Annotated in this window: 18 protein-coding genes and 1 tRNA gene; 9 read left to right on the forward strand and 10 right to left on the reverse strand. The window is 72.0% G+C overall.

The window, feature by feature from the left end:
* The first annotated feature begins 540 nt into the window (after positions 1-540).
* The 3 genes from ACFRCG_RS08415 to ACFRCG_RS08425 are packed head-to-tail and all read left to right on the forward strand — an operon-like array spanning position 541 to position 4,510.
* Complete coding sequence (locus tag ACFRCG_RS08415; protein WP_380030015.1) at positions 541-2,652, forward strand: helix-turn-helix domain-containing protein; 2,112 nt, start codon at positions 541-543, stop codon at positions 2,650-2,652.
* Complete coding sequence (locus tag ACFRCG_RS08420; RefSeq protein ID WP_380030016.1) at positions 2,649-3,626, forward strand: hypothetical protein; 978 nt, start codon at positions 2,649-2,651, stop codon at positions 3,624-3,626. The genes ACFRCG_RS08415 and ACFRCG_RS08420 overlap by 4 nt, the downstream gene beginning before the upstream one ends.
* Positions 3,623-4,510: a DUF6339 family protein gene (locus ACFRCG_RS08425; protein WP_380030018.1), complete on the forward strand. Its 888-nt coding sequence runs from the start codon at positions 3,623-3,625 to the stop codon at positions 4,508-4,510. Before ACFRCG_RS08420 ends, ACFRCG_RS08425 begins: the two co-directional genes overlap by 4 nt.
* A 170-nt stretch (positions 4,511-4,680) precedes the next feature.
* On the opposite strand, the gene ACFRCG_RS08430 is transcribed toward ACFRCG_RS08425, so the two are convergent.
* Positions 4,681-4,764 (reverse strand) — tRNA-Leu (locus tag ACFRCG_RS08430).
* Positions 4,765-5,006: 242 nt separating this feature from the next.
* Between ACFRCG_RS08430 and ACFRCG_RS08435 the strand changes: the two genes are divergently transcribed.
* From ACFRCG_RS08435 to ACFRCG_RS08455, 5 genes are all read left to right on the forward strand, one after another.
* Positions 5,007-5,174 (forward strand): hypothetical protein, encoded by a 168-nt coding sequence (locus tag ACFRCG_RS08435; RefSeq protein ID WP_380030019.1) that lies wholly within the window; start codon positions 5,007-5,009, stop codon positions 5,172-5,174.
* On the forward strand, positions 5,171-5,833 hold the full coding sequence (locus ACFRCG_RS08440) for a hypothetical protein (protein ID WP_380030020.1): 663 nt from the start codon (positions 5,171-5,173) through the stop codon (positions 5,831-5,833). The genes ACFRCG_RS08435 and ACFRCG_RS08440 overlap by 4 nt, the downstream gene beginning before the upstream one ends.
* Positions 5,830-6,180: a hypothetical protein gene (locus tag ACFRCG_RS08445; RefSeq protein ID WP_380030021.1), complete on the forward strand. Its 351-nt coding sequence runs from the start codon at positions 5,830-5,832 to the stop codon at positions 6,178-6,180. Before ACFRCG_RS08440 ends, ACFRCG_RS08445 begins: the two co-directional genes overlap by 4 nt.
* Before the next feature lie 128 nt (positions 6,181-6,308).
* Entirely contained in the window at positions 6,309-7,442 is a 1,134-nt protein-coding gene (locus tag ACFRCG_RS08450) for an FAD-dependent oxidoreductase (protein WP_380030098.1), read from the forward strand.
* Positions 7,443-7,610: 168 nt separating this feature from the next.
* Positions 7,611-8,726, forward strand: a complete 1,116-nt coding sequence (locus ACFRCG_RS08455; protein ID WP_380030022.1) for a terpene cyclase — start codon at positions 7,611-7,613, stop codon at positions 8,724-8,726.
* Positions 8,727-8,780: 54 nt separating this feature from the next.
* Here the strand turns inward: ACFRCG_RS08455 and ACFRCG_RS08460 are convergent, their stop codons facing one another.
* Genes ACFRCG_RS08460 through ACFRCG_RS08480 form a run of 5 tightly spaced genes read right to left on the reverse strand, consistent with a single transcriptional unit; the run spans position 8,781 to position 15,835 of the window.
* Positions 8,781-9,686: a DUF4231 domain-containing protein gene (locus tag ACFRCG_RS08460; protein WP_380030023.1), complete on the reverse strand. Its 906-nt coding sequence runs from the start codon at positions 9,684-9,686 to the stop codon at positions 8,781-8,783.
* The gene (locus tag ACFRCG_RS08465; RefSeq protein ID WP_380030024.1) at positions 9,683-11,017 is read right to left on the reverse strand and encodes a toll/interleukin-1 receptor domain-containing protein; all 1,335 of its coding nucleotides are present in this window, start codon (positions 11,015-11,017) and stop codon (positions 9,683-9,685) included. Before ACFRCG_RS08465 ends, ACFRCG_RS08460 begins: the two co-directional genes overlap by 4 nt.
* The gene (locus tag ACFRCG_RS08470; protein WP_380030025.1) at positions 11,014-13,899 is read right to left on the reverse strand and encodes a hypothetical protein; all 2,886 of its coding nucleotides are present in this window, start codon (positions 13,897-13,899) and stop codon (positions 11,014-11,016) included. Before ACFRCG_RS08470 ends, ACFRCG_RS08465 begins: the two co-directional genes overlap by 4 nt.
* The gene (locus tag ACFRCG_RS08475; protein WP_380030026.1) at positions 13,896-14,897 is read right to left on the reverse strand and encodes a hypothetical protein; all 1,002 of its coding nucleotides are present in this window, start codon (positions 14,895-14,897) and stop codon (positions 13,896-13,898) included. The genes ACFRCG_RS08470 and ACFRCG_RS08475 overlap by 4 nt, the downstream gene beginning before the upstream one ends.
* Entirely contained in the window at positions 14,894-15,835 is a 942-nt protein-coding gene (locus ACFRCG_RS08480) for an AAA family ATPase (protein WP_380030027.1), read from the reverse strand. The genes ACFRCG_RS08475 and ACFRCG_RS08480 overlap by 4 nt, the downstream gene beginning before the upstream one ends.
* A 146-nt stretch (positions 15,836-15,981) precedes the next feature.
* Between ACFRCG_RS08480 and ACFRCG_RS08485 the strand changes: the two genes are divergently transcribed.
* Positions 15,982-16,548, forward strand: coding sequence for a prepilin peptidase (locus ACFRCG_RS08485; protein WP_380030028.1), 567 nt, complete (start codon positions 15,982-15,984; stop codon positions 16,546-16,548).
* 78 nt (positions 16,549-16,626) lie between these two features.
* Here ACFRCG_RS08485 and ACFRCG_RS08490 read toward each other — a convergent pair whose 3' ends face one another.
* From ACFRCG_RS08490 to ACFRCG_RS08505, 4 genes are read right to left on the reverse strand one after another with little or no spacing between them, the layout of a single operon-like run.
* Entirely contained in the window at positions 16,627-21,447 is a 4,821-nt protein-coding gene (locus tag ACFRCG_RS08490) for a LysM peptidoglycan-binding domain-containing protein (RefSeq protein WP_380030029.1), read from the reverse strand.
* Positions 21,444-21,911 carry a pilus assembly protein TadG-related protein gene (locus ACFRCG_RS08495; RefSeq protein ID WP_380030030.1) on the reverse strand — a complete coding sequence of 156 codons (468 nt, stop codon included), beginning with the start codon at positions 21,909-21,911 and terminating at the stop codon, positions 21,444-21,446. The genes ACFRCG_RS08490 and ACFRCG_RS08495 overlap by 4 nt, the downstream gene beginning before the upstream one ends.
* A gap of 5 nt (positions 21,912-21,916) precedes the next feature.
* On the reverse strand, positions 21,917-22,372 hold the full coding sequence (locus ACFRCG_RS08500) for a TadE family protein (RefSeq protein WP_380030031.1): 456 nt from the start codon (positions 22,370-22,372) through the stop codon (positions 21,917-21,919).
* Positions 22,369-22,734, reverse strand: coding sequence for a TadE family protein (locus ACFRCG_RS08505; protein ID WP_380030032.1), 366 nt, complete (start codon positions 22,732-22,734; stop codon positions 22,369-22,371). The genes ACFRCG_RS08500 and ACFRCG_RS08505 overlap by 4 nt, the downstream gene beginning before the upstream one ends.
* Positions 22,735-22,818: the final 84 nt, after the last annotated feature.

Raw genomic sequence — 22,818 nt, forward strand, 5'->3', positions numbered from 1 at the left:
TTTCACCTGCGACACGTTGATCGGCAATCGTCCCCATGGGCAGCGGGCTGCGGCAGGGCTCGTCCGGCGGTGTGTGGCGCTCCGTCCGGTGCGCAGCCGAATGGGACATCCGATTTATGCAATTGCCGTACAAGGGCGCGCCAAAAGGAACCCGCAAATATCTCGATCGGCCGACCGTCGACGAGATCCGGCGGCAAGTGCGCTATATCAACCACCGTGGCACAGGATCCTCATCCGTGTCCAGCGATTCTCCGCCGGGAGGGCGCTCCACCCCCGGCGCATCCCAATTGATTGGTTTCACCGGCTTTACGCCGTTCCTTGGAAGACAAGTGCACGGACAAGAGCCGAAGCCCGCATCGTCGGAAGCCTCAAGTGCAGGTCGGCATTCATCCTCAAGCGTCTGTCGGCGCAGTCCGCAACGACCTGCCGACAAGAATCTTTGACACATTGTGAATGTCAAATACCACTGCTAGCGTGCTTTCCCCGGTCGAACCACCGGCGGCATACGGGGTCGACGGCTCGGCGGAGGGAACACCCGCGGTGATCGATGAGAGTGAAGACTTCGGTCCCTGGCTCGGGAGGCAGCTCCGGCGTCGGGACATGACCCAGTCCGAGCTCGCGACCACGGTCGGCGTCACCCGAGCCGCGGTCTCCGCGTGGATCACGGGTCGGGCACAACCACGACGGGAGACCGTGCGCCTGATCGCCGATGCCTTCGGCACCGATCCGGCCACCGTGTACGAACGCACGAGCGACGCTGTCGCCGCACGTCCGGTGACCTGGTACCACCGTCCGGCACACGTCGACGGTGGACGGGAGTTCGGCAACGCAGCGGCGTTCGCCTTCGACGCAGACCTCGATGTCCTCGTACGCGAGGCGACGCAGAACTCTCTCGACGAGCGACGTGACCCCACGCGTCCGGTCCGAGTCCGGTACATCCTGCACGAACTCACCGGTGAAATCCTTCGCAACTTCCTGGACGCCGTGCAGTGGGAATCACTCAAGGCCCACTACGCCGCCGCGGCGGCCACACACCACAAGGTCGGACGTGGCCTCGCCGCGGGGTTGTCGGCGATGGAAGCCTCCGGCTCACTCCTGCTGCTCCGGGTCGACGATCACAACACCAACGGTCTCACCGGTCCCGAATACGAGGACGGCCGCTTCGCCGCCGTCGTCCGACGTCAACTCGACAGCCACAAGGGCGACAACCACCGCGCCGGCGGCTCCTACGGCCTGGGCAAGGCGGCCCTCTGGGCCGCCAGTCGGCTCGGCCTCGTTCTCATCAACAGCAACCTCTCGGTGCCTCACGAGGGTCGCACGGCAAGGCGGTTGATCGGTCACCTGGACCTGCCCTGGCGCGCGGTGGGCGGCGAGGCGTTCGCCGGACCGGCCTGGTTCGGCGAACCGGACAGCGACCGCGCCTTCGAGAACGTCTCCCGCTCATGGTGGGGAACCGAGCAGGAGACCACTCGCCTGCATCTGGAGCGTGAGAACCAGGAGCCCGGCACCTCGTTCCTGGTGGTCGACGTCCACGACGCCGCCGCCGTCGCCGCCGGGGACGAGGGCCTCCAGGCCATGCACAACAAGCTCTGCGATTCCTTGGCGGAAAACTTTTGGGCCGCGATGACCGGATCGGACACGGTGCCACCGCTGTTGGAGGCGTCGGTCCAGACCCTGCGCAACGGGGCCGAGTTGATCCCAGAGGCCCGCGTCGACCCCGAGCAACGCCGCCCCGCCCTGGCCCGCGCCCTGCGTGCCTACCTGGCCGGGCAGACCGTCACCGGGATTTCCGGCCGGACCGACGTGGTCGAGCGCGCTGTCACACTCACCGTGCCACCGCTGCGCACCGACGGTAGGAAGGCCGCGACTGTCACCCACGATGCGGTGCTGCTGCTCACGCCGGCGGACGAGGGCGACCGGACGCACAGTCGGATCGTGTACGTGCGCGGCAATCGCATGACGATCACCAGCCGCAGGCCGCGTGACGCGGGCCTTGGCGTCGAGCCCTACCAGGCGGTTCTGCTCGCCGGCTTCGCCCTTGCCCGCGACGGAGCGGACATCGTGCGCGCCGAGGCGTTCCTTCGCGCGTCCGAGCCGCCCGCGCACGACCGCTGGGAATGGACGAAAGAGCTGACCGACACATACGTGCGCGGAGCGAAGAAGCGCCTCGACGAGTTCCGCGCGGCGGCCGACGACGCCGTACGCGCGATCGTCCGCGCGCGGGCCGTCGCACCCGCCGACGGAGCCGGCCACGAGGCGCTGCGAAGCCTGCTGACGCTCACCGCGGCAACCGGCGGCGAGCGGACGGACGTTCATCGTGGCCGCGGCTATCCCGTCGTCGACGACATCGACGGCAGGGTCGACACCACCGGGGCGTGGTCGCTGCGTGTGCGTGTCGCCGTCCCACAGCAGGACGACCCATGGCACCTCTCGCCGATCGTGTGCTTCGGCTCGCGAAGCCCGGTCTGCTGGGCCGAATTGACCGCCACGGAGAACTGCTCTTTCGTCGGTGACATCCTCGTCGTCGCCCCAGGTGTGCGGTACGCGATGTTCGGCGGCGTCACCGATGTCGACAGCCATCCTGTGGACGCCTGCCGGGCCACCGTCACCGTGAGCCTGCGCAGGACCGTCGAAGGAGCCCCGCATCGATGAGCCGGATCATTCACCCCTACGCCGTCCTGGGCGGACGAGTCGAGGTCGAGATCACCCGCGTCCGGGTCGACGGCCGTCCACTCGACCACGCCAAGATCTCCCCGTCGCTGCAGGTCGTGGCCCTCGACGGTGCCGCCCGCAACGACTGGCAGGAGGCGGTGTTCGACATCCGGACCGTGCTGCCGCAAGAGGAGATCACCCACGGCCCCTGGTCCGAACTCGTCTGTGTGGCCGTGCTGGAGGAGTCGACCACCTACACCAGGACCGTTCAACGCCTCACCAGAGACCGCGGCTCCGATACCTGGCAGGGCTCCGTGTGGCTGCGCCGATCCCGGCACCGTTCCCGGGCCACCCTCGGCGTGCAGGTCGTGGCGGCGGTCGAGGGGGTCCGGGGACGCAGGATCGGGCGAAGCGCGACTGACTGGGTGATCGACCTCCAAGCCGACATTCCAGTCCGGGACAGGGAGATTCGGATCGTCGAGGCCGACTTTCGCGACGGCCCGTACGCATGGCTGCGCCCACTCAAGGACGCACCCTGGTTCGTCGACACCTGCGGTGAAATGCCGACCGTCTACCTGAACCAGGGCGTCGAGGGGTTGACCGCTCTGCTGCGCGGCGGCAGTTCCGTGGAGAAGGCGACGGCCGCCCTCGTCAACGCCCAGATCGCCGGCGACGTCTGGGCGACGATGTTCCACGCGGCGGTGAGCGAAATCGAGTCGGACGAGGACGGCCGGCCGCAGGTGGCCACGGGCTGGCGCGAGTCCGTCTTCGAAACCATGCTGCCCGACGTTCTCCCCGGGCTGTCCTCCACGGACGCGCTCGTCGAACTGCGGGCGCGACGACAGGAGGGGCGGGGCTGGAGCGAGCTGCAGGCCCGCATCCAGTACGCCGCCGCGCGGCGCGCCCGACTGCCCATGCAGCTCGCGACGACACTGCGCCTCGCCGCCCGCTCATCCCATGGAGAAGACCGGTGAAGCTCGAACACACCACCGAGGATCGACTCGCCCTGCTGCCGGTGGGGGTGGCCATCCGTCACCTCGATCCGGCCGTTCTGTCCGGAGTCGAGCCGCCCGCCCGGGTCGCTCTGCTGCGCGCCGCGACCGTGATCGCCGACCCGTCGGCGCGGTGGAACACCGAACCGGTCCGGGAGCTGCTGGATCAAGCCATGGCCCGCTTCGCGAGCGACCGCACCGACGCCGACGCCTGGCTTGCGCCGCGCCTGCACGCGACCTTGCGATTGACCAGGAGCGAAGCCGCCGACAAGGATCTGTGGGCGTACCTCGCCATGCTCGTCGCCCCGGACTATGTGCTGTGGCGGCACCGTCCGGCAGATGGCGAGGACGCGCGACGGACCCCCGTCGTGCAGGCGTCCCGATTCGTGGGGGACAACTGCGTCCAAGCCTTCGCCCGGCTCTGGTGGGCTGCCGAGATGTACCGGGACGGTGCCGACTACCGACCCGTCGAGGCGGCCTGCGGCAACCAGGACTTCCTCGACACCACGCCGCGTCTCGGCATCATGCACCACCGCCCCACCGCACTGGCCGTGCTCCGGGTCATGGAAAGCCCGACCACGGCCGGCGCCGCCCGACCGGGCAACCGGTTGAACGCACTGTGCAAGGCCATCGACGCGGCCGGCAGCACCCTGATGTACGAGATCATCGGGCCCGACGAACTCCCGGACGACGCCGCGCTGCTGGCCTGGATCGGCGAGGCCGACTCCGCTCCCCCCGTGGCCTCGGACCGTCTCCCCGACGGCCCCGGCGACGGCACCGCCCCCACCGCATCCGTCGACACGCTCACCCACCTCTTCGAGGACATCGACGCGCGCCTGGGCCGGCTGCGCGACCGAGTCGGGTGACACCGAACCGACCTCGCCGGGGCGAAGGGAATCCGCCGCACTACGCCCTTGACCACATTCGGCCCGCACAGCAGCGCGAACGCACCCGGAAAAGCCGAAATCCCGCCCGACCTCGGGGGTCGAAACGGGATCACGTCAATTCAACCGGCCGTCTCGATAACAGCCGTCGGTGTCCGAGGGGGGACTTGAACCCCCAAGCCCTTTCGGGCACTAGCACCTCAAGCTAGCGCGTCTGCCAATTCCGCCACCCGGACGAGTGGTGCGCGGGGTTGCGCCCCGCGTGCATGGCAAGGATAGCAAGGTTCGGGAGAGCTTTGCGACACGGTTACCTGGTGGTTGGTTTGGCCGGATCCGATGGGTGGTTTGTGTCGATCGGGTCGTGGGGTGTGGGTGCGGGCGCGGCGGGTGAACATTCCTGGGAAGCGTGCACAGCGCTGCCGTCGGGCGGGTCGCCGGCGGTGTCGGCGGGCGGTATCCATCCCGGGAGGGGAACCCCATGCAGCTCGGCAGGCCGGTGGCGACGGGTGAGGTCGTGGAGCGGACACGACGGGACGAGGGAGTGGTCGGCGCGGCGGCGACCGGGTCCGGGGACGGGCGGGAGCGCGGCGAACGTGCCCTCTCGGCGCCGCCGGCCGAGGTGCCGTCGGCGGCCGGCGGGCGATGATCGGCCGGCGGCGGCTGCCCGAGGAGCGGCCGGGCGTCGCGCCCGTGGGGTACAAGGTCGCCGGGCTGCTGCTGTCGGTGGACGGTGATCGGGCCGCCTTCGCGGGGGTGTCGATCGGGCGGAGCCGGGCGTACGAGGTCGACGCCGAGGCGCGCTGCGCGTACGGACGGCGGCACGCCCCGCCGGCGCCGCGCTGCGACTGCGGGTTCTACAGCCTCGCGGACCGGGCGGAGGCGCGCGCCCTGATGTGCGTCACCGAGTATCGGCACGCGGCGCTGCTGCGGGTGGACGTGCTCGGCCGCTACATCCGGTACGAGCGCGGCTTCCGGTCCGGCCGGCAGCGGGTCACCTCGGTGTGGGTGGGCGCGTGCCGGTGCGGCAATCCGGCCGAACTCCTCGTCGACGCCGGTACCGGAGTGGTGGGCCGGCGCGGCCTGGTCGGCAGCTGTACCGGGTGCGCGGTCGGGCGGGTGGGCCTGTCGTTCGGCTCGTACGCGCGCCTGGCCGGCGTGCCGGTGGCCGCCGACGCGAGCCCGTACGCACCGCGCGGCGGGGACGACCTCGTCCCGCAGCTGGTCGCCGAGGTCACCCTGCTCCAGGCCCGACTCGACCGCTGCCAGGAACAACTCGGCCGGCTGCTCGGGGCGGATCCCGAGTGACGGGGCCCGAGGAGGCGCCCGAACCCGGCCCGCGCGCGCTGCTCGTGGGCTGGGCGCTGTTCCTCGCCACGGTGGTCCTGGTCGTGCTCGACTGCACCGTCGTGCTCGCCGGCTACTGGAACGCCACGAACGACTGCATGGAGCGCCGGGGCTGCCGGGAGCCGACCGTCGGTCCGGCCGACGGATCGCTGGTGGCGTTCGGCACGAGTCTGCTCGCGCTGCTTCTGGCCACCCTGTCGATGGCGCTGCCGGGATGGACGCCGCGCGCGGTACGGCGGTGGCTGGGCCTGGTGACCGTGGCCGGCCAGGTGATCGGGATCGTGGTGGTGGTCGACGCCACGGGCTGATCGGGAAGCAACCACCCGACCCGTCTGTTCTCGCTCGTGTGACCGAGACGGTGAACGCGACGAGGACATCGGCCGGGGCGGCTCCCCGGTCCGGGGGCGGGGCTTCGGCCGGGACGGGCCGCGCGGCGGTGGACGTCGTGGTGATCGGCGCCGGACAGGCCGGTCTCGCCGCGGCCTACCATCTGCGTCGGTCGGGGCTGTCGTTCGTGGTGCTCGACGCCGACGAGGGGCCGGGCGGGGCGTGGCGGCACCGCTGGCCGACCCTGCGGATGGAGGCCGTACACGGCATCCACGAGCTGCCGGGGATGGCGGTGCCGGACATCGACCCGACCCGGCCCGCGTTCGAGGCGCTGCCGGAGTATTTCGCGGCGTACGAGGCGGCTTTCGAACTCGCGGTCGTCCGGCCGGTGGTGGTGCGCGCGGTGCGGTCGGGGCTGGGCGGCGAGCGGGCGTCCGGGGGCGGTGCGACGGCGTCCGCCGGCGTGGCCCGTGCCTCCCTCGACGTCGACCGCTCCCCCGCCGGGTCGCTGACGGTCGAGACCGATCACGGCGTCTGGACGGCACGGGCCCTGATCAACGCCACCGGGACCTGGCGGCATCCGTTCGTCCCCTACTACCCGGGAGCCGGCGAGTTCCGGGGCCGGCAACTGCACATGGCCGACTATCGCGGCCCGGCCGAGTTCGCCGGGCAGCACGTGGTCGTGGTCGGCGGCGGCACGTCGGCGATCCACGCGCTCGCCGAGATCGCCGAGGTCGGCACCACCACGTGGGTGACCCGACGGCCGCCGGTGTTCCGCGAGGGCGACTTCGACGCCGAGGTCGGCCGGGCCGTGGTGGCCCGGGTGGAGGAGCGGGTCCGGGCGGGGTTGCCGCCGGAGAGCGTGGTGAGCGTCACCGGGCTGCCGCCGACCGCCGCCGTGCGGGCCGCACGCGAGCACGGGGTGCTGACCCGACTGCCGATCTTCGACCGCGTCACCCCGCTCGGCGTGGCCTGGGCCGACGGCACCGAGGTCCGCGCCGACGCGATCGTGTGGGCGACCGGATTCCGGGCGGTACTGCGGCACTTGGCGCCGCTGGACCTGCGCGAGCCGGGCGGCGGCATCCGGATGGAGGGCACCCACACCGCGCGCGACCCGCGCATCCACCTTGTGGGGTACGGTCCTTCGGCGAGCACGATCGGCGCCAACCGGGCCGGCCGGGCCGCCGTACACGACCTGAAGGCACTGCTCTCCACCGAGAGCAACGCTCACATCGCGGCCTGACCCGGAGCCGGTCCGCGAGCCCGGGGCACGTGCCGGCGCAGGTGCCCGCACACGTATCACCGTACGTGTCGAAGCTCCCGTCGACGTCACCCTCCGCACACACAAAGGATCTTGCGCCGGCGACGCCGATGCGGCATAACAATGATCACGCAACCGGTGGGAGACCAGGTGCCGCAGGATGTGCTGTTCTCGATACCGTTCGAGGCCCCGATCAGTCCGTACCTGGACCACGCCCGAAGCCGCCACCTCGACTGGGTCCGCGAACGCGGGCTGATCCGCACCGAGGACGGCATGCGCGAATACATCGCGTGGGACCTGCCGGAAGCGGTCGGCCGCACCTACCCGCACGCGTCCGCCGACGACCAGTACCTGTTGATGAACTGGTTCGCGCTGGCCTTCCTGTTCGACGACGACTGCGACACCGGCCCCGGCACCGAGGCGTATTCGCGCACCGACGCCACGTCGAGCCCGGCCGGCGCCGCCGCCCCGCGTCCCCGCTCCCCCGAACGCCGGGACCGCGTCGCGGAGATCGCCCGCGAGTTGATCACCATCCCGTTCCGTGAACCCGGCACCCCGCCCGACCTGGTCTCCCCGATCACGCTGGCCTGGTCCGAGGTGTGGGCGTCGATGTCCGAGGGCACCTCGGTGACCTGGCAGAACCGATTCGCGGCGAATTGGGCCAGATTCCTGGCCGCGCACGCGTCCGAGATGCGGATGAGCGAGTCCCGCGCGGTGCCCGACCTCGACTCCTACCGGGTGATGCGCCGCAACACCGCCGGCATCCCGCACTCGCTCGACGCGATCGAGCGCAGCCGCCGCTTCGAGGTGCCCGCGCAGATCCAGGCACATCCGCTGATGCGCCGGCTGCGCGAGGCGGCGACCGACACCATCGCGTACATCAACGACATCCAGTCGCCGGGCCGTCGGGGCCGTCGCGTCGCCTCGCACAACCTGGTCGCGGTGCTGCGCGATCGGCTCGACTGCTCGTACGACGTCGCACTGCGCGAGGCGACCCGGATGACCTACGAACAACTCGACACATTCATGACGCTCCAGGCGTACATGCCGCAGATCTGCGGCGAACTCGGCCTGGGCACCGCCGATCGCATCGCGGTGGAGATGAGCGTCGAGGGCATGCGCAACTGGATCCGCGGCTACTACGACTGGGGCCTGCACTCGGGCCCGTACACCGTGCCGGACGTCGTAGCGGACGAGCCGATGCACGGTCGTGCCGAGGAGTCGGCCGACCCGGCAACCGCTCCGCTCCGTAGTCGAACCGCCTGACACCCCGTCACCGACCATCACCGCCGGGCCGGTTGCCCGCCCGGCCCGCCCGGGTCACTGCGCCGGTCCCGGATCCGCGCTCGCCGCCCGGGCCATCCATCCCTGCGTCTCGATCGAGAAGACGTTCTCGCATCGCTCCACGAACCGGGCCTCCTCGGCCGGATCCAGCGGCATCCGGGCGAAACGATCGTCGCGCAACCGCCGCAACTGCTCGGCCGTGCGGGCGAACGAGATCAGGTTCTCCTGATACCGCATGCCGTACCCGTACAACATCACCGAGGCCGACACGGTGGTCACCACGGGCACCCACGCCCCCGCCCCGGCGCCGCCGCTCGTGCCCGCCACCACCGCGAGGGCCATGCCGGTGATCGCCAACACGAACTCGGCGAACTGGATCCGGACCAGCCCGCGCCGCATGCGGATCACCTGCGTGCCGTAGTAGCCGTCCGCCTGGTCGTCGATCCGCTCCCGCACGTAGCTGTCCACGTCGTGCACGGGCGGCGGCAGCGGGTACGCCCCCGGCGCCGACTGCGGTAGCAGCGCGAGCAGTTCGGCGGCGGCGTCCTCGAGGGCGACGCGGCGCGCGGTCAGCGTCGTCCGGCGCTCGGCCTCGGTGCCCGCGTAGGGCCGGCTCGCCGTCAGGTACAGGTAGACCTCGCTTTTGAGCGCCTCGCTGACCGACCTCGTCCGGGTCCACGCCTCGATCCGCTCCGGTTGCAGGCGCAGCGACGTCACCAGCGGCACCAGCCCCACACACAGCGCGCCGATCAGCGACAACACCGTGCCGGGATCCCCGGACGCCTGGGTGCCGGCCGTCACCAGGACCGCGCCCGTCACACCCAGGATCAACCGGACCAGGCGCCAGCGCCGCACCGAGTTCTTGGCCGCCGAGGCCGCGAGCGACCACCGTCGTTGTGCGCGCCAGGTCTGTTCGAGCACCGGATCCGTACCACCGGTCACGCGGGCCTCCAGGGCGGGTTCGGTACCTCCGCACGCCCGGCCAGCTGCATCGCGCGGCTGTGCGTACGCTTCAGCTCCCCTTCGCCGGACCGGGTCAGCGGTGCCAGCTCGATCGCCTCGACCGCCACACCGGTGCCGGACCGGTCGGTGACGAACAGCAGCAGCAGGCGAGGGAAGCACGCCCGCAACTCGCGTACCAGCGCCACGTCCGGCAGGTGCCGGATGACCACCACGATCGGGCCGGTCTCCAGGGCGTGCGCGTCGAGCACGTCGCGGAACCCGGCCTCGCCGGCCAACTCGGGGTCGTCGTAACCGTCGTAGCCCAGATACCCGGCCACCGCGTCCCGGATCGCGGCGACCAGGTCCGCCGCCATCCGCGCCCCGGCGGGCACCGTGACCTCCAGGTGCGGCCACGGACGCGGGCGACCGCTGGCGCGCAGCAGGTAGGCCCGCAAGGTACCGTCCCGGGTCGCCGCCAGCACCGCGACCCGCCCGTCCGCACAGGCCCTCAACTCGCCCAACTGCGCGGCGGCGAGCGCCGGAACCCGCGCGTACACCACACTCAACTCGGCCACCGTGTACGCGGGGTCCGGCCGCAGCACCGGCAACACCTCGCCCAATGCCCGTACCAGCGGGTCCGGTCGCGGCGGCGGAACCGGGACACGCTCGGTCAGCAGCGCCTCGCTCAGCCGCTCGCGCAATACCTCGCGGTCCAGCGGGCCGCTCACCTCCAACACGTCCGCCGCGGCCCGCAGTCGGTCCTCGTAGGCGCCGTCCAGGGCGGCGGTGACCGCGTATCGCGTGGGCGAGGAACGGTCGAGGTGCCACAGCCGGATCTGGTCGAGGTCGGCGCGCAACTTGGCGGGCAGGCGACCTCCGGTGATCTCGTCGTCGCTCCAGTCGCACATGTCCACCTCGCCGAGGTGGATCGCCTTGAGCGCACTCGTGGGCAGGTCCGCACGCCGTACATCCGGCAACTTCAGCGCGATGAACCGGTATCGGGCGTCGACCCGCCGCCGGCCGTCCGCGATGCCGGCCTCGTAGCCGACGTTGGCCGATTCCATCGCGTGCCGCGACAGCAGCAGCACAGTGGCCTGACTGCGGTGCAACTCCAGGGCGATCTCCTGCTGCCAGACGTCGCCGCCGCGCAGGAAGTCCTTGTCGTACACGGCCTCGAAGCCCTCCGCCGCCAACTGCGCGACCAGCGCCTCGCGCGCGTCCAGACAGCGGCAGCAGACCGCGTCGGGCTTGGCGCGGGTGCTGTGGCTGACGAAGATCCGGGGCCGCGGCGGCGACGCGTCGTGCGGATCGGGAAAGTGCCGGATGGTCACGGGCCGCTCGCGTACAGCTCGTCGGGGCCGAGCAGGCGGAACCAGCGGTATTCGTACGGGTCCAGGGCCAGCATCGCGGGCGCTCCCGCACGGATGCCCAGAGTTCGCGGGGCCTCCGTGTCCAGCAGGTCCACCAGGATGCCCTGCGGCGTGCCGGGCGTGGTCAGCGCCACGGCGCGACGCGTATCGCCGAGGTTGGCCGCGCAGAGCACGAACTCGGCCTCGTATCGGCGCAGGAGCACGACGACGTCCTCGTACAGGGAGGGCAGTCGGGTGGCCGTGCCGCGGGCGAGCGCCGGCTCGTCGTGGTGCGCGCGCAACATCGCGGCCAGGGGGGCGTTCGTCGGGCCGGGCGGCAGTGTGGCGACGGCGCGAAGTCCTGGCCGGGCGAGCAGGACCGACGCGCGCGCCCAGGTGAGTGGTGTGGCGTCCTCGGTCAGGGCGGACAGGGACACACCTCGGCCCAACGGGCCTTCGTAGGGAGCGATGTCGCGCAGGCGGACATCCTCTTCCGAGGGGTCCAGGATCAACGACGCCTGGGCGACCCGAACCGCCCGACCGCCCGGCGGGGGTGGACTCCGGGTCATCGCGGGTGGGAATCCGTCGTTCTCGTTCCACCCGGTGGGATCGTGCGGCAGGTCGTAGTCGAGCACGAGGATCCGCCCCGGGTACTCGTCCACCGGTGCGCGGAAGACGCCCAGCAGTTCGCTCGCCGTCGCCACCGGCGGCTGACCCCGCTCCACCACGCTCCACCAGTACCGAGACTGCACGATCCGGATACCGATGGCGCCCGCACGCATCAGTGCGCGGCAATACCGCAGCACATTCGCCGCGTCGATCTCGCCCCGGACGCGCGCCACATGCTCGGTGGGCACGTCCACCAGGACCCGCAGCCCGGCGGCGCCGGCCGCGCGCATCCACACCCAAGCCTCGGTGTCGGGCACACCATCGGCCGCGGCGATCGATTCGGCCCGGAAGGGCAGACACACACAACCGATCCCATAGCCACGGATCCGGCCGAAGTCGGCGCCTCCCGGGCCGAGGGGCATCGTCGCGATGAGGGTGTCCGCCGCCCGATCGGTCGCCGTCTCGTTCCCGCACCGTGGGGCGACCAGGACGGATCGGCCGTCACCGGTGCGGAGTTCGACCGGGCCGCCCCGGCCGACGATGGTGAACGTCGAGTGATCCCCCGGCGATACGCTCACCGGTCGGAACGGCAGCGGCACTTCGTCGGGCGGGTCGATCGGCAGGTCCCCGTCCCACCGCAACAATCGTCCGTCGGCGTCCACCGCCAGCGACGTGCCGCCGATGATCGCGAGCGAGGTGAGGTCGGCCCGAAGGGCTTCGCCCTCGACGGTCTGGGCGGGCCCGGAACCCGGCACACGCACGAGCCGCGGGCCGGTCTGGGCCAGGACCAACGCACGGCCCGGCGCGCCGCCGGCGATCGCGGTGATCGGTCGTGGCTCGAAGCGCGAATCGAGCCGGGTTCGCGCGCCCGTGGAGAGGTTGACGGTCTCCACCTCGCCGCCGGCGGATACGATCAGGACGTCCTCGTACCCGTACGCGGCCTGGATCCGGATGCCGGGCGCGGCGGTCCTGGACAGCTGCGTCACCGTGTCGGAGCGTGCTCCGACCGGGATCGCCCAGACCCCGCGTTCACTCCCGACGATCACCCGAAAGCCCACGATCGCCACCTCCCGGATGTCGCCCTCGAGCAGTCGACGGGCCCCGACGGGCGAGGTCCGATCCACCACGATCACCTCGACGCCCGCCCTGAGCAGCACGATTCCCGAAGCGCCGTCCACGCCCGACAACTCGGCGGTCTCCTCCAGCCGCTCGGTCGACCACGCCTCGCCACGGAAGGAACGCAGCAGTTCCGTCCCGTCCTTTGTCGGTCGCACCGCCGCCCGCAGGTTGCCGTTCGCCAGCGCCGCCGTGGCCCCGAACACCGTCCGGGTACGCAGCAGCCGCCCCCACTCGGTCGGGGACTTGGGCCCGGCCCGACCCGCGGCCAGGTCGGCGAACACCACGATCGGCACGTGCTTCGACTCACCCGCCGCCAACTCGACCGGGTATCCGCCGAAACTGCGCTCCCCGGGCGGGGCCAGTTCCACCCGCACCCGTCGCCCACCCGGTACTTCGAGCACCCGATCACCAGGGTTCGGCGGCCGACTCAGCGTGAGCCCGTCGTCGTCGAACCGCACCCCCAGCCGCACCCCCCGGCGCACCGCCGTACCGGAACCCGCCGCAGTGCCCGCACTCGTCGGCGGCTCGACACGCAACCGGGCCGCCGCCGAGTCGACCAACGTCCTTGCGAGTGCGCTGGTTTCGAGGATCCCGGGCAACCTCGGCAGGAAGTGCACGAGCCAGCGGGCCAGGTCGTCGCCCGTCGTGCCGTCCGGCACCAGCGCGAAGCGAAAGGCCGTCAGGTCCGGTTCGACATCCCGGGGTTCGGCGCCCATCGCCTCCGCCGCAGCCAACCTGGTGTACCGCCGGACCAGTTCGGGGGCCCGCTCCTGCATGTGCTCCGTGAGCCGAAGTACACGCGCCCATCGCTCGGGGTCGAGCGCCAGCCGGGTCCGCAACACGGCCGCCACGTCCGGTGCCAGGACCAGGGCGTTCGCGTCGGCGGACTCGACGAGCGGGGAGAACCACAGGTCCGCCTCCAGGCTCGCCGTGCTGTTCGGGACGAACTCGATCCGGGCACGTCGTACGAACGCCGGTGCGGCATGGGGCGCCAGACACAACACCTGAGCGAGCAGCGGCAACGCCGGTTGACGCTCGGCCACGGCGCGCAGCAACTCCTCGGCGACGAACGGCCCGTCGACGGCGTCCGCCCATCCGCCCCACGCCGGATCGGGCCGGTCCCACTCCGCCGTCACCGCCGCACCTCCCCCCGCACGCGCCGGGTCTCCCGTCGGGCCGAACGGATCGAGGTTCGCCGGTCCAGCGGAACCAGCGACACCCGCTGCCGCAACGACCACGGATGTGCCCGCGCCGGGTACGGCGTCACACAGACCACCGGACAACCGGCCCTGCGCACCGCGTCGATCCACTCCCCCCACTCGCCGGGGCCCGCCGCCGCGTCCCCGCTGAACGGCAACCGGCGCAACCCCAGGTCCGAGACCAGCACCACGGGCGTCCCCGCCGCCGGCGGCCGGTAGGCCGCGCGTTCGCGTCGCCCGACCCGGCGCACGCCCCGCGCGGGTGTGCCCCAAAAGCGCACAACCTCGACCCGGTCCCGGCCGACCACGCCGCCGGCCAACTCGCGCAACCAGCGCTGATCGGCCCGGAACGGTGCCATGGACTCGCCCGCGTCCAACAGGAGTTGCACACCGAGGCGGGTGGTCGGCCGGGCCCGCCGGGGAAGTTCGCGCAGGAAGGATCGGGCCGCCACACGCCGGACGAGGGCCCGCTCGTCCACGGAACGACCGACCACATCCGTCGAACCGACCGCGAACATCACACCCGGCGCCCAACGGCCCACCCACGGCGGCTCCGGAGGGCCGGCGCGATCGTCCGTGCCCGCTTCGAGCAGGCGATCCACCTCACCGGGCCGCTCCTGCGCCGGCGCTTCCGACGACTCGGCCGGTTCTTCGGTCGCCTCGCTCGACGTGTGGGGGCCGCGCAGCACCAACAGCGAGCAGCCGGCGTCGGGCAACACCGGCATCGGGACGACCTCGCCCGGAGCCGGCGGTCCGGCCGGTTCGTCTGCCGGCAGCGCCTCGTCGAGGCCGTCCACCGACTCCGGCGCGTCCGCGTCCCCGGCGATGCCGAGCATGCGGGCGATCTCGGCCGCCGTGTCCGCGTCGGTCACGTCGAGCGCGACGATCGCCCGGACCAGGTCGCCCAGATGGATCCGCCCCCGTGCGGTGCTCACCCGCGCGGCCTCGCACTCCCTCGGCCCTTGTCCAGGGCGACCTCCAGGACCAGGTCCCAGGTGCGGCTCCCGGGCTCGACGCCGAGTTCGTGGCAGGCGCGAAGGGTGTCCAGGAACTCGGCCGTGCTGGGTCCCGCAGCCCACTCGGACTCGGCGGCGACCTTCAGCAGGTGCTCCGCCACCCGATGCGCCGTCGACTCGTCGTAGTCGGCGCCGAGATGGCCCCGGGCCACCTTCAACAGGTGCTCCTTGTCCGGGGCTTCCAGCGACAGCACGATGCAGCGGCGCACGAACGGCGCGGGTAACTCCCGTTCGTTGTTGCTGGTGATCACCACCAGCGGCTCGACACCCGCAATCGCGGCCACCTCCTCGCCGTCCGGTCCGGGGAAGCTCAGCGTGTCGAGCGGCACGAGCAGGCTGTTCGGGAGATCGGGATCGGCCTTGTCGATCTCGTCGATCAACACCACGGACCCGGGCGCGGGCCCGGTGTCCCGGCCGGCCCCGGGCATCGCGGCCGGCTTCCCGTCCCGCGCCGGCGGGGTCCGGTACGGATCGAACGCCTTCCACAACACCCCGGACGCGCAGTAGGCGCCGATCGTGGGCGCGACCTCGCGGGTCTGTGCGTCGTTGAGCCGGCGCAGCGCGTCGAAGCGCCAGAGCAGGTCCTCGGGTTCGGTCCGCGCGGTGATCACCTCGGTGTGGCACAACCGGCCGAGGTGCCGCGCGACGATCGGCGCCAGCGTGGACTTGCCGGACCCGGGCGGACCGAACACCAGGAGCGGGCGCCGGGTCGCGAGCGCGACATTCACGGCGAGCACGATCCGCTCGTCGTCGAACACGTATACCCCGTCGTCCGGGACGGCGCCGGCGCCCGCGAACTCCGGACCGGGTGCGGGGGGAAGCTCACGGGAGGGGTCGAACGCCAAGGCTGTGGGCACCTGTCCAGTGTGCCGCCCGGCCCCGCGCCCGGGTGGGGGTTTCCGGCACAAGCGAGCCCGGCCGGGCGCGATTCGATCCGGAATCGGTCACCGGTTCGCCCCCAACCGGTGCCGGGCCGGTCGTCGGTCTGACAGGATCCGATGCCGTGCGGAACTCTCCGATCCACCTCGACCCGGACACCGCGGGTGTGCTGCGGCGCGACCGGGTCACGATCGCGGCCGGGTTCGTCGTCTACGCGGCCGTGCTGGTCTGGCGGGTCGGCGCGCAGGCGGTGCTGCCCGCGCTGCTGGTCTTCGGGTTGCTCGCCGCCGCGCTCGTGGTCTGCGACATCCGGCTGCTGCGGCTGCCCGACGCACTCACCCTGCCCGGATATCCGCTGCTCGCCGCGCTGTTGCTGATCCCCCTCGACGGGCACGCGTACGGGCGGGCGTTGATCGCGATGGCGGCCTGCTACCTCGGGCATCTCGCGCTCGCCCTGGCCGGCGTGGGGGTGGGCCTGGGCGACGCCAAGGCGGCGGGCCTGGTCGGGCTGGTCGTCGGCTGGTCGTCCTGGGCGGCGCTGATCCAGGCGCTGGTGCTCGCGTACGTGGCCGTCGGCCTGTTCGCGGTCGTCCTGGCGGTCACCCGGCGGGCCGGGCGCGGCAGCTCGGTGCCGTTCGGGCCGTTCCTGCTGGGCGCGGCACTGGTCGCCGTACTGGTGCACGGTGCGTGACCGAACATCACGAGGTGTGTTCATCCGGTTCGGCGCGCCACCGGCCGGGGGGCTCGTGCCCGCCCGGCCGGGTGCGGCTCAGTCGTCCAGCAGGTCGCGCAGCAACTCCACGGTGAGCGCCTCCGGTTCGGCGCCGAGTCCGGCCAGCAGGCCGTCCAGGCGGTCCACGTAGTAGTCCAACTCCGCGCGGTCGCCCGTTATGTGCGTCGCCCGGAACATGGTGCGGTAGAGCATCTGCGACTCCGGGCACACCACCAGGCCGACCGAGCAGGCCCGCTTGGCGGCCTGCGGGTCGTGGTTGTCCAGGTGGTACTCGGCCAGCCGGGCGGCCACGTCGACGATCTCGGCGATCATCTGCTGGCGGAACGGCTCGGCCCACACGTAGCGGCGCGGGCCCACCCCGTCGAACGGCGCGTCGCGCACTATGTCCAGCGCGCGCGCGTAGTCCATGGCCACCTCGTGGCTCCCGTACAGACCGGGCGCGACCAACTCGCGGAAGCGGAACCAGTCGCAGGCGAAACCGGGCCCGAACGCGTAGCCCTCGCCGCCCGTCGCGGCGGGGAGGTGGCTCGTGCCGTCCTGGCTCGTGCCCACCCAGCGGCGCAGTTGGCTGATCGCCGAGTTGCGCGCGGTCGCGGTGACGCCCAGCGGCCAGACGGCGGCGTCGAGTTCGGTCAGCGGCCGACCGGGGTGCAGGGCGATCCACGCGGCGAGTTCGGTCAGTCGGGCGCGGCGGCCGTGCTCGACCTCCTCGCCGACACCGATCAGATCGACCTGACCCAGTATCCGGATCTCCGGGTAGGTCGGCGCGAAGCCCTCGGCCGCCTGACCGATCGCGGCCGGTGCCTCGGCCGGCAACGCGGCCACCGGCGGGGCCACATCCCACGCCGAACCCACTTCGGGCGCCTCCGCCACGGCCGGTTCGGCCTCCGGCGCGACCACCGGGAACGTCCCGGAGTCCTCGGTGGTCGGGGCCTCCCGCACCTGCCCGGGTGCGCCCCAGTACTCGGCGGACGGCATCTCGACGCCACCGACCACGTCGGCGGCCCCGACCGCGCCGGTCGCCGCGACCGCCGAACCGGTCGCCACCGAACCGGAGTCCGCCGGCCCGAACGCCGCCGGGCCCGCGACCTCCGGGCCCGGTCCGCCCGGTGCCGGGGCGATCCGCTCGCGTCCCCGGCCCTGCATCAGGTCGACCTCGTCGTCCGGGCCCAACACGTGGACCCCGGGCCCGGCGAGCACGTCCGCCCGCACGCCTCCGTGTCCATCGGCGGCGTGCGCCGCGTAGGTCTCGTAGGTACCCTCCGGGGCGTCCGCGACGTCCCACGAAGGGGTTTGCTCACCGGTGCTGGTCCGAGCGTCGATCGGCACTGCCGTTCCCTCGTCCGGGGCCTCTGCGGCCGCCACCGGTTCGGCCGACTGCCCGGCGTCCCCGGCGGATGCGTGGGGGTGGTACTCGGGATCGTCCACCCCTTCGAGTCCTGTGTCGTCGTGCCCGTCGTCCCCGAACGAGAACTCCGCGGGCGGGGTCACGGGACCCGGTGCGGAGCCCGCCTCGGGCGCGGCGGGCGCGCCGAAGACCGGCTCACCGAGCGTCGAGTCCGCGAGGTCGGGTGTCCCGAACCCCGACGCCTGGGCCGCACGGGCCACGAACTCGGCCGACTCCGGGGCCGGTTCCTCGTGGCCCGGGGCGACGACGACCGCCTCGTCGGCGGTCGGCTCGGCGTGGGCCGACCCGGCACGGACCGATCCGTCGGCGATCGGCTCCTCGAAGGATGGCGGCACCGAGGCTTCTCCGCCATATGCCGGATGCGGATACGGCGGTTCCGCATAGGGCGGTTCGGCATACGACTGTTGCGCGTATGCGGCGTCCGCGACGGTCGCGTGTCCCGGTTCCCCGGCCGGCGCCACATCCGGGCCGGTCACCGGTGCTTCGTACTCCCGGGTCGGCGCCGAGGGCGGGCCGTGCGAGCCGTTCGCCGGCTGGAACAGCTGGGGCTCGGCGGCCCGTTCGGCCTCCGCGGTCGCGTGCGCGGTGTCGCCGGATCCGGGTCCGGCGTCCTCGTGCTGGTCGTCGGGCAACCACGGCAGCGGCAACGAGCCGGTGTCCTCAGGCGATCCGCCGCCGCGCTCGATCCGCTCCGGCGGGGCCAGCGGCATGCCCGCGACGGGGAATACGGCGGCCCCCCACGCGCCGGTGTCGGAAGCCGACCCCGACCCGCCGCGACCGGCCCGGCGCGTGGTCGGCGCGGGCCGCCCGGGTGCGCCGAACACACGCTCGTCGGGCTCGGGATCGGTGGGGTCGGGCTGGTAGTACCCGGGCGAGACCTCGAACTCGGCCGCCACGTCCGCCACCGTCGCCCCGCCCACCCGGGCCGGTCGCTCCATCCCGCCGACCGCGGACCACGCGGCGGAGGACATGCTTCCACCGCCGGCGCCGACGCCCACCTCGACCGACTCCGGTTCGCGCTCCGGCCGTTGGCCGGGGATCAACACCTCGTCGGCGGGCACGCCGTCCAGATCCTTGGACACGGTGAACATGCTCACCAACGCCTGGTACTGCGGGTCCTCCAGGCGCTGGACGTGCACGTCGGTGTTGATCCGACTGGGCGTCACCACGCCCGGCACGGTGGGCAGTCGGGTCACCCCGAGTCCGCTGAGCCACGGTTCCGAGTGCACCGGCGCGACGATCGCGGCGGCGGCACGCGGGTAGGTGTTGGTCAACCGCTGGATGTGCGGGACGTGCGCCTCGGTCAGCGGCTCCAGGGACAGGACGATCTCCGGCGGCCAGGTGTCGGGCAGGATGCCCTTGGTCCGGGCCTGCCGGGGCGAGGTCAGCTTGGCGTCGTCGAGCAGGCCGACCACCTCGTCCGACCAGGTCGCCAGCCGGCTCAGCGCCTCGTCGAGCGAGTAGGCGTAGCGCAGCTGTTGGCGACCCTCGCGTTCCACGTCACGCAGTTCGCGACCGAAGCCGACCACCGTCACACACAGGTCGTCGCTCCACACGTTGGACAACAGCTCGACGGCGAGTGCGCGCAGCACCGCGAGGTTGTCCTCCCCCGAGCCGTCCGTCAGGCCGACCACGCCGAGCGATTCCAGATCGACCAACAGCTGGCGTCCGTCGTCGGTTTCGCCGAGCACCGCGAGGGCCGGATAGGGCGCCGGTACGTTGGCCGCCGCGCTGGTGTGCAGCAACTCGGCGTCGGCCGGGCAGGTCCAGTGCATGTGGTCGCCGTGTACCGCCTCGAACGGGTACAGCGGAGGGGACGGCGCGGCCAGGTGCAGTTCGAGCTGCCGGTCGGTGAGTTGCACCGAGTCGATCAGGGGCAGTGTGCGGCCGGTGTCCGACATCCGGGCACACAGCGTGCGCAGCGTGCGGTCGAACAGGTCCAGCGCGTCCGGCGTCTCGGTTGCCCGCAGCTGCTGTTCCAGATCGGCCGCTGCCGGTGCGGGCATCGCGATCCGGCGCCCGTCCCGACGCACCGACTGCTGTAGCCGACGACGTACCAGCAGCGCGCCGAGCACCGCCGCGGCGCCGACCGCACCCAGGGCGAGCGCGCCCACCGGTACCGAACTCTCCTCCCCATCCTGGCTCGGTGCCTCGGCCCGGCTGCCGGTTGGGTTGGTGTTGTCCGACTTCTTCGGCGTCTCGGTCGACGCCGCACCGGGCGCACCCGCACCATCGGGGGCGTTCGGGACCGCGATCGGGTCCTGCTTGGCGATCTGCGGCGGGGTCTCGACGAACGGCTTCCGCGGCTCGGCGGGTGGTTGTTGGGCGGGGGGCTGCTGCTGCGCCGGCGGTTGCTGCGCCGGCGGTTGCTGCTGGGGTGGTTGTTGCTGCGGCGGCTGCTGTTGCGGCAGCTGCTGTTGCTGGGATGCCGGGTCCGCGCCGCCTCCGCCCGGGATGGACAACGTCCAACCGGGCTGGATCGAGTTCGGGTCGGTCAGCGCCGCGCCACCCGACTGCGGCTGATCCTTGTTGGCGGCGAAGATCTCCGGGTAGCGGTCGCCGTCGCCCAGGAGTTCCTCGGCGATGTCCGACAACGTGTCGCCCGGCTTGACGGTGACCGTCTTCGGCAGCGCCTTGTGCTCCTCCCCCGGCGACTCCGGCGCGTGCGCGGCCTTGACCTCGGCGGGCGGCCCGGCGTTGGCGGGCAGCGCGAGCACCCAGCCCTCCTCGACGTAGTCCGCCGAGTCGAACCGCTGCCCGTTCGCCATCGTCTTGCCGTCGTTGAGCCTGGCGATCTCGTTCCAGCGTTTGCCGTCGCCCAGCCGCTCCTCGGCGATCGTCCACAACGAGTCGCCGCGTTGCACGGTGTGCGTAGGTCCCGCGGTCGGCCCGGGATCCTGTACCCGGACCGGGATTTCCTGCTCGACGGCTCGGGTGGGCGCACTCGACACGTGTTCCGGCAGCTGCGGCGCGGCGTGTGCCTCGCCGGCGGCCAGCGCGGTCCCGGCGGGGAGCATCAGCATGATGCCGCCGATCAGCGCCCCCGCCGCCTTCTGGCTCCAGCCCAGGCCGCGAATACGCGGTGCGGACAACCCCCGTACCTGGGCCGGTATTTCCACGATCACCGAGATGGCGAAACAGAGCCAGGCAACCCAAAACACGAGGGCGAGTGCCGCGAGGAAGCCGCGTCCGTCGTCGGGTTGGGTGAGGATCTTGCCGATCTCGTCGAGCGCGGGCAGCCGGTGCGGCAACACGTCGGTGGTGGCCACGACGAGCGAGGCGGGCAGTCCGACGAGCAGCGCGAGCAGCACCACGAGGCTGAGCAGGCCGCGTATCAGGTCGAACAGGAATCTTCCGGGTCCGCGACGCCTGCCCCGGTCGGCACGATTTCGTGCGTGTGCCCCGGTGCCCGGACCGGCGCCGGGACGAGGGCCTTGGGTAACGGTCACGGTGCGTCCTCCGGGTTTCGGATCCCATGGACGAGCCCGGCACGGGCATGGCCTTTGACGGTGACGGTGGAGACGCCGAAGAAGGCGGCCACCTTGGTCTTGTATTCGACGGTCACGTAGACGTCGATCTGGCGACCGTCCTTGGTGACCACGGCGTTTCCGCTCTTCACCTTGGTGTGAGTGGCGAGATAGTTCTCTGCGGCGTGCTTGGCGTCCGCTTCCGCGACGATGATCGCCGTCCCCGGGATGGCCTTGGTCGGATCGATCGCCTGTCCGGCGGCCCGGGCCGCCTCCTGGGCGAACGCGTCGGCCTTGGAGTCGGCGCGCAACTTGCCGCCGCCGTCGATGACCAGGCCGACGAGCAGGATGATCACCGCCATCATGATCGCGAGCATGATGGCGAGGCTGCCGCGGTCACCGGGGACGGGGTCGACGTCGGCGCCGCGAACACGCGTGCGCGCCATGGATGTCATCCGTTCCTCCCCCGGTAGGTGTCCAGCACCGAGGTGAAGGTGCCGTGCAGGGTCTTCGAACCCGGGATGCCGGGGAAGGCCACATCGGACAACGACACGGTGCACGTGACCGAGACGGTGACGATCCCGGGCGTACCGGGATCGGTGGTGAAGCCCGGCAGCTTGACCTCGGTGTGTGGCGTGCAGTGAAGCCCGTCCTGGGCAAGCGAACTCTGCACGGCCGCCCTGGCGTTTGCGTCCGCCCTGCCCGGGTCCCGGGCGATCGACGCCTCCCGGGCCCCCGCCTTCGCCGCCGCGTCCACACCGTTGCCGGCCACCGAGGTTCGGCCGAACGCGATGATCAGACACAGGAACGCGATCAACACGGGCGTGAGTATCGCCGCCTCCAGAGCGAACGACCCCTCGTCCGCCCGCGGGCTCCCCCTGTACACCCTCGCCCCCCACATGTTCATCGGCCCGAACTCGTCCACCGCTCGACGACGCCCTCCGCGTGCTGCGTGATGGTCAGACTCCCGAGCCCGGGCACTATCGACAACGACGTACCCCGAACGGTCACCCGGATCCGCCGCCCCTCGTCGACTCGTTCCGGAATCACCTTCGGATCCTTGAGCATTCCCCCGCCGAGGTCCTTGACCACATCTCGGCCCCGCTCTTCCGCCTTCCCATGGTCCCCCTTCGTCGCACGTTCCACCTCGACGCCCTCCTGGGCCGCCTGCAACGCGACTTCACGGGCGTACCACCACAGGCAGACCTGGATCACCGACAACAGCACGAGGATGAACACCGGGAAAATGATCGCCATCGAAATGGACATGCTGCCGCGGTGCGCCCCCCCCGGCGGGGGGCGGCGGGGGCGGGTGGCCGGCGAGGGGGGGGGTATTAGCAATTAGGGGAACGG

The organism is Embleya sp. NPDC056575 (assembly GCF_042793325.1).
Classification (GTDB): Bacteria; Actinomycetota; Actinomycetes; order Streptomycetales; family Streptomycetaceae; genus Embleya.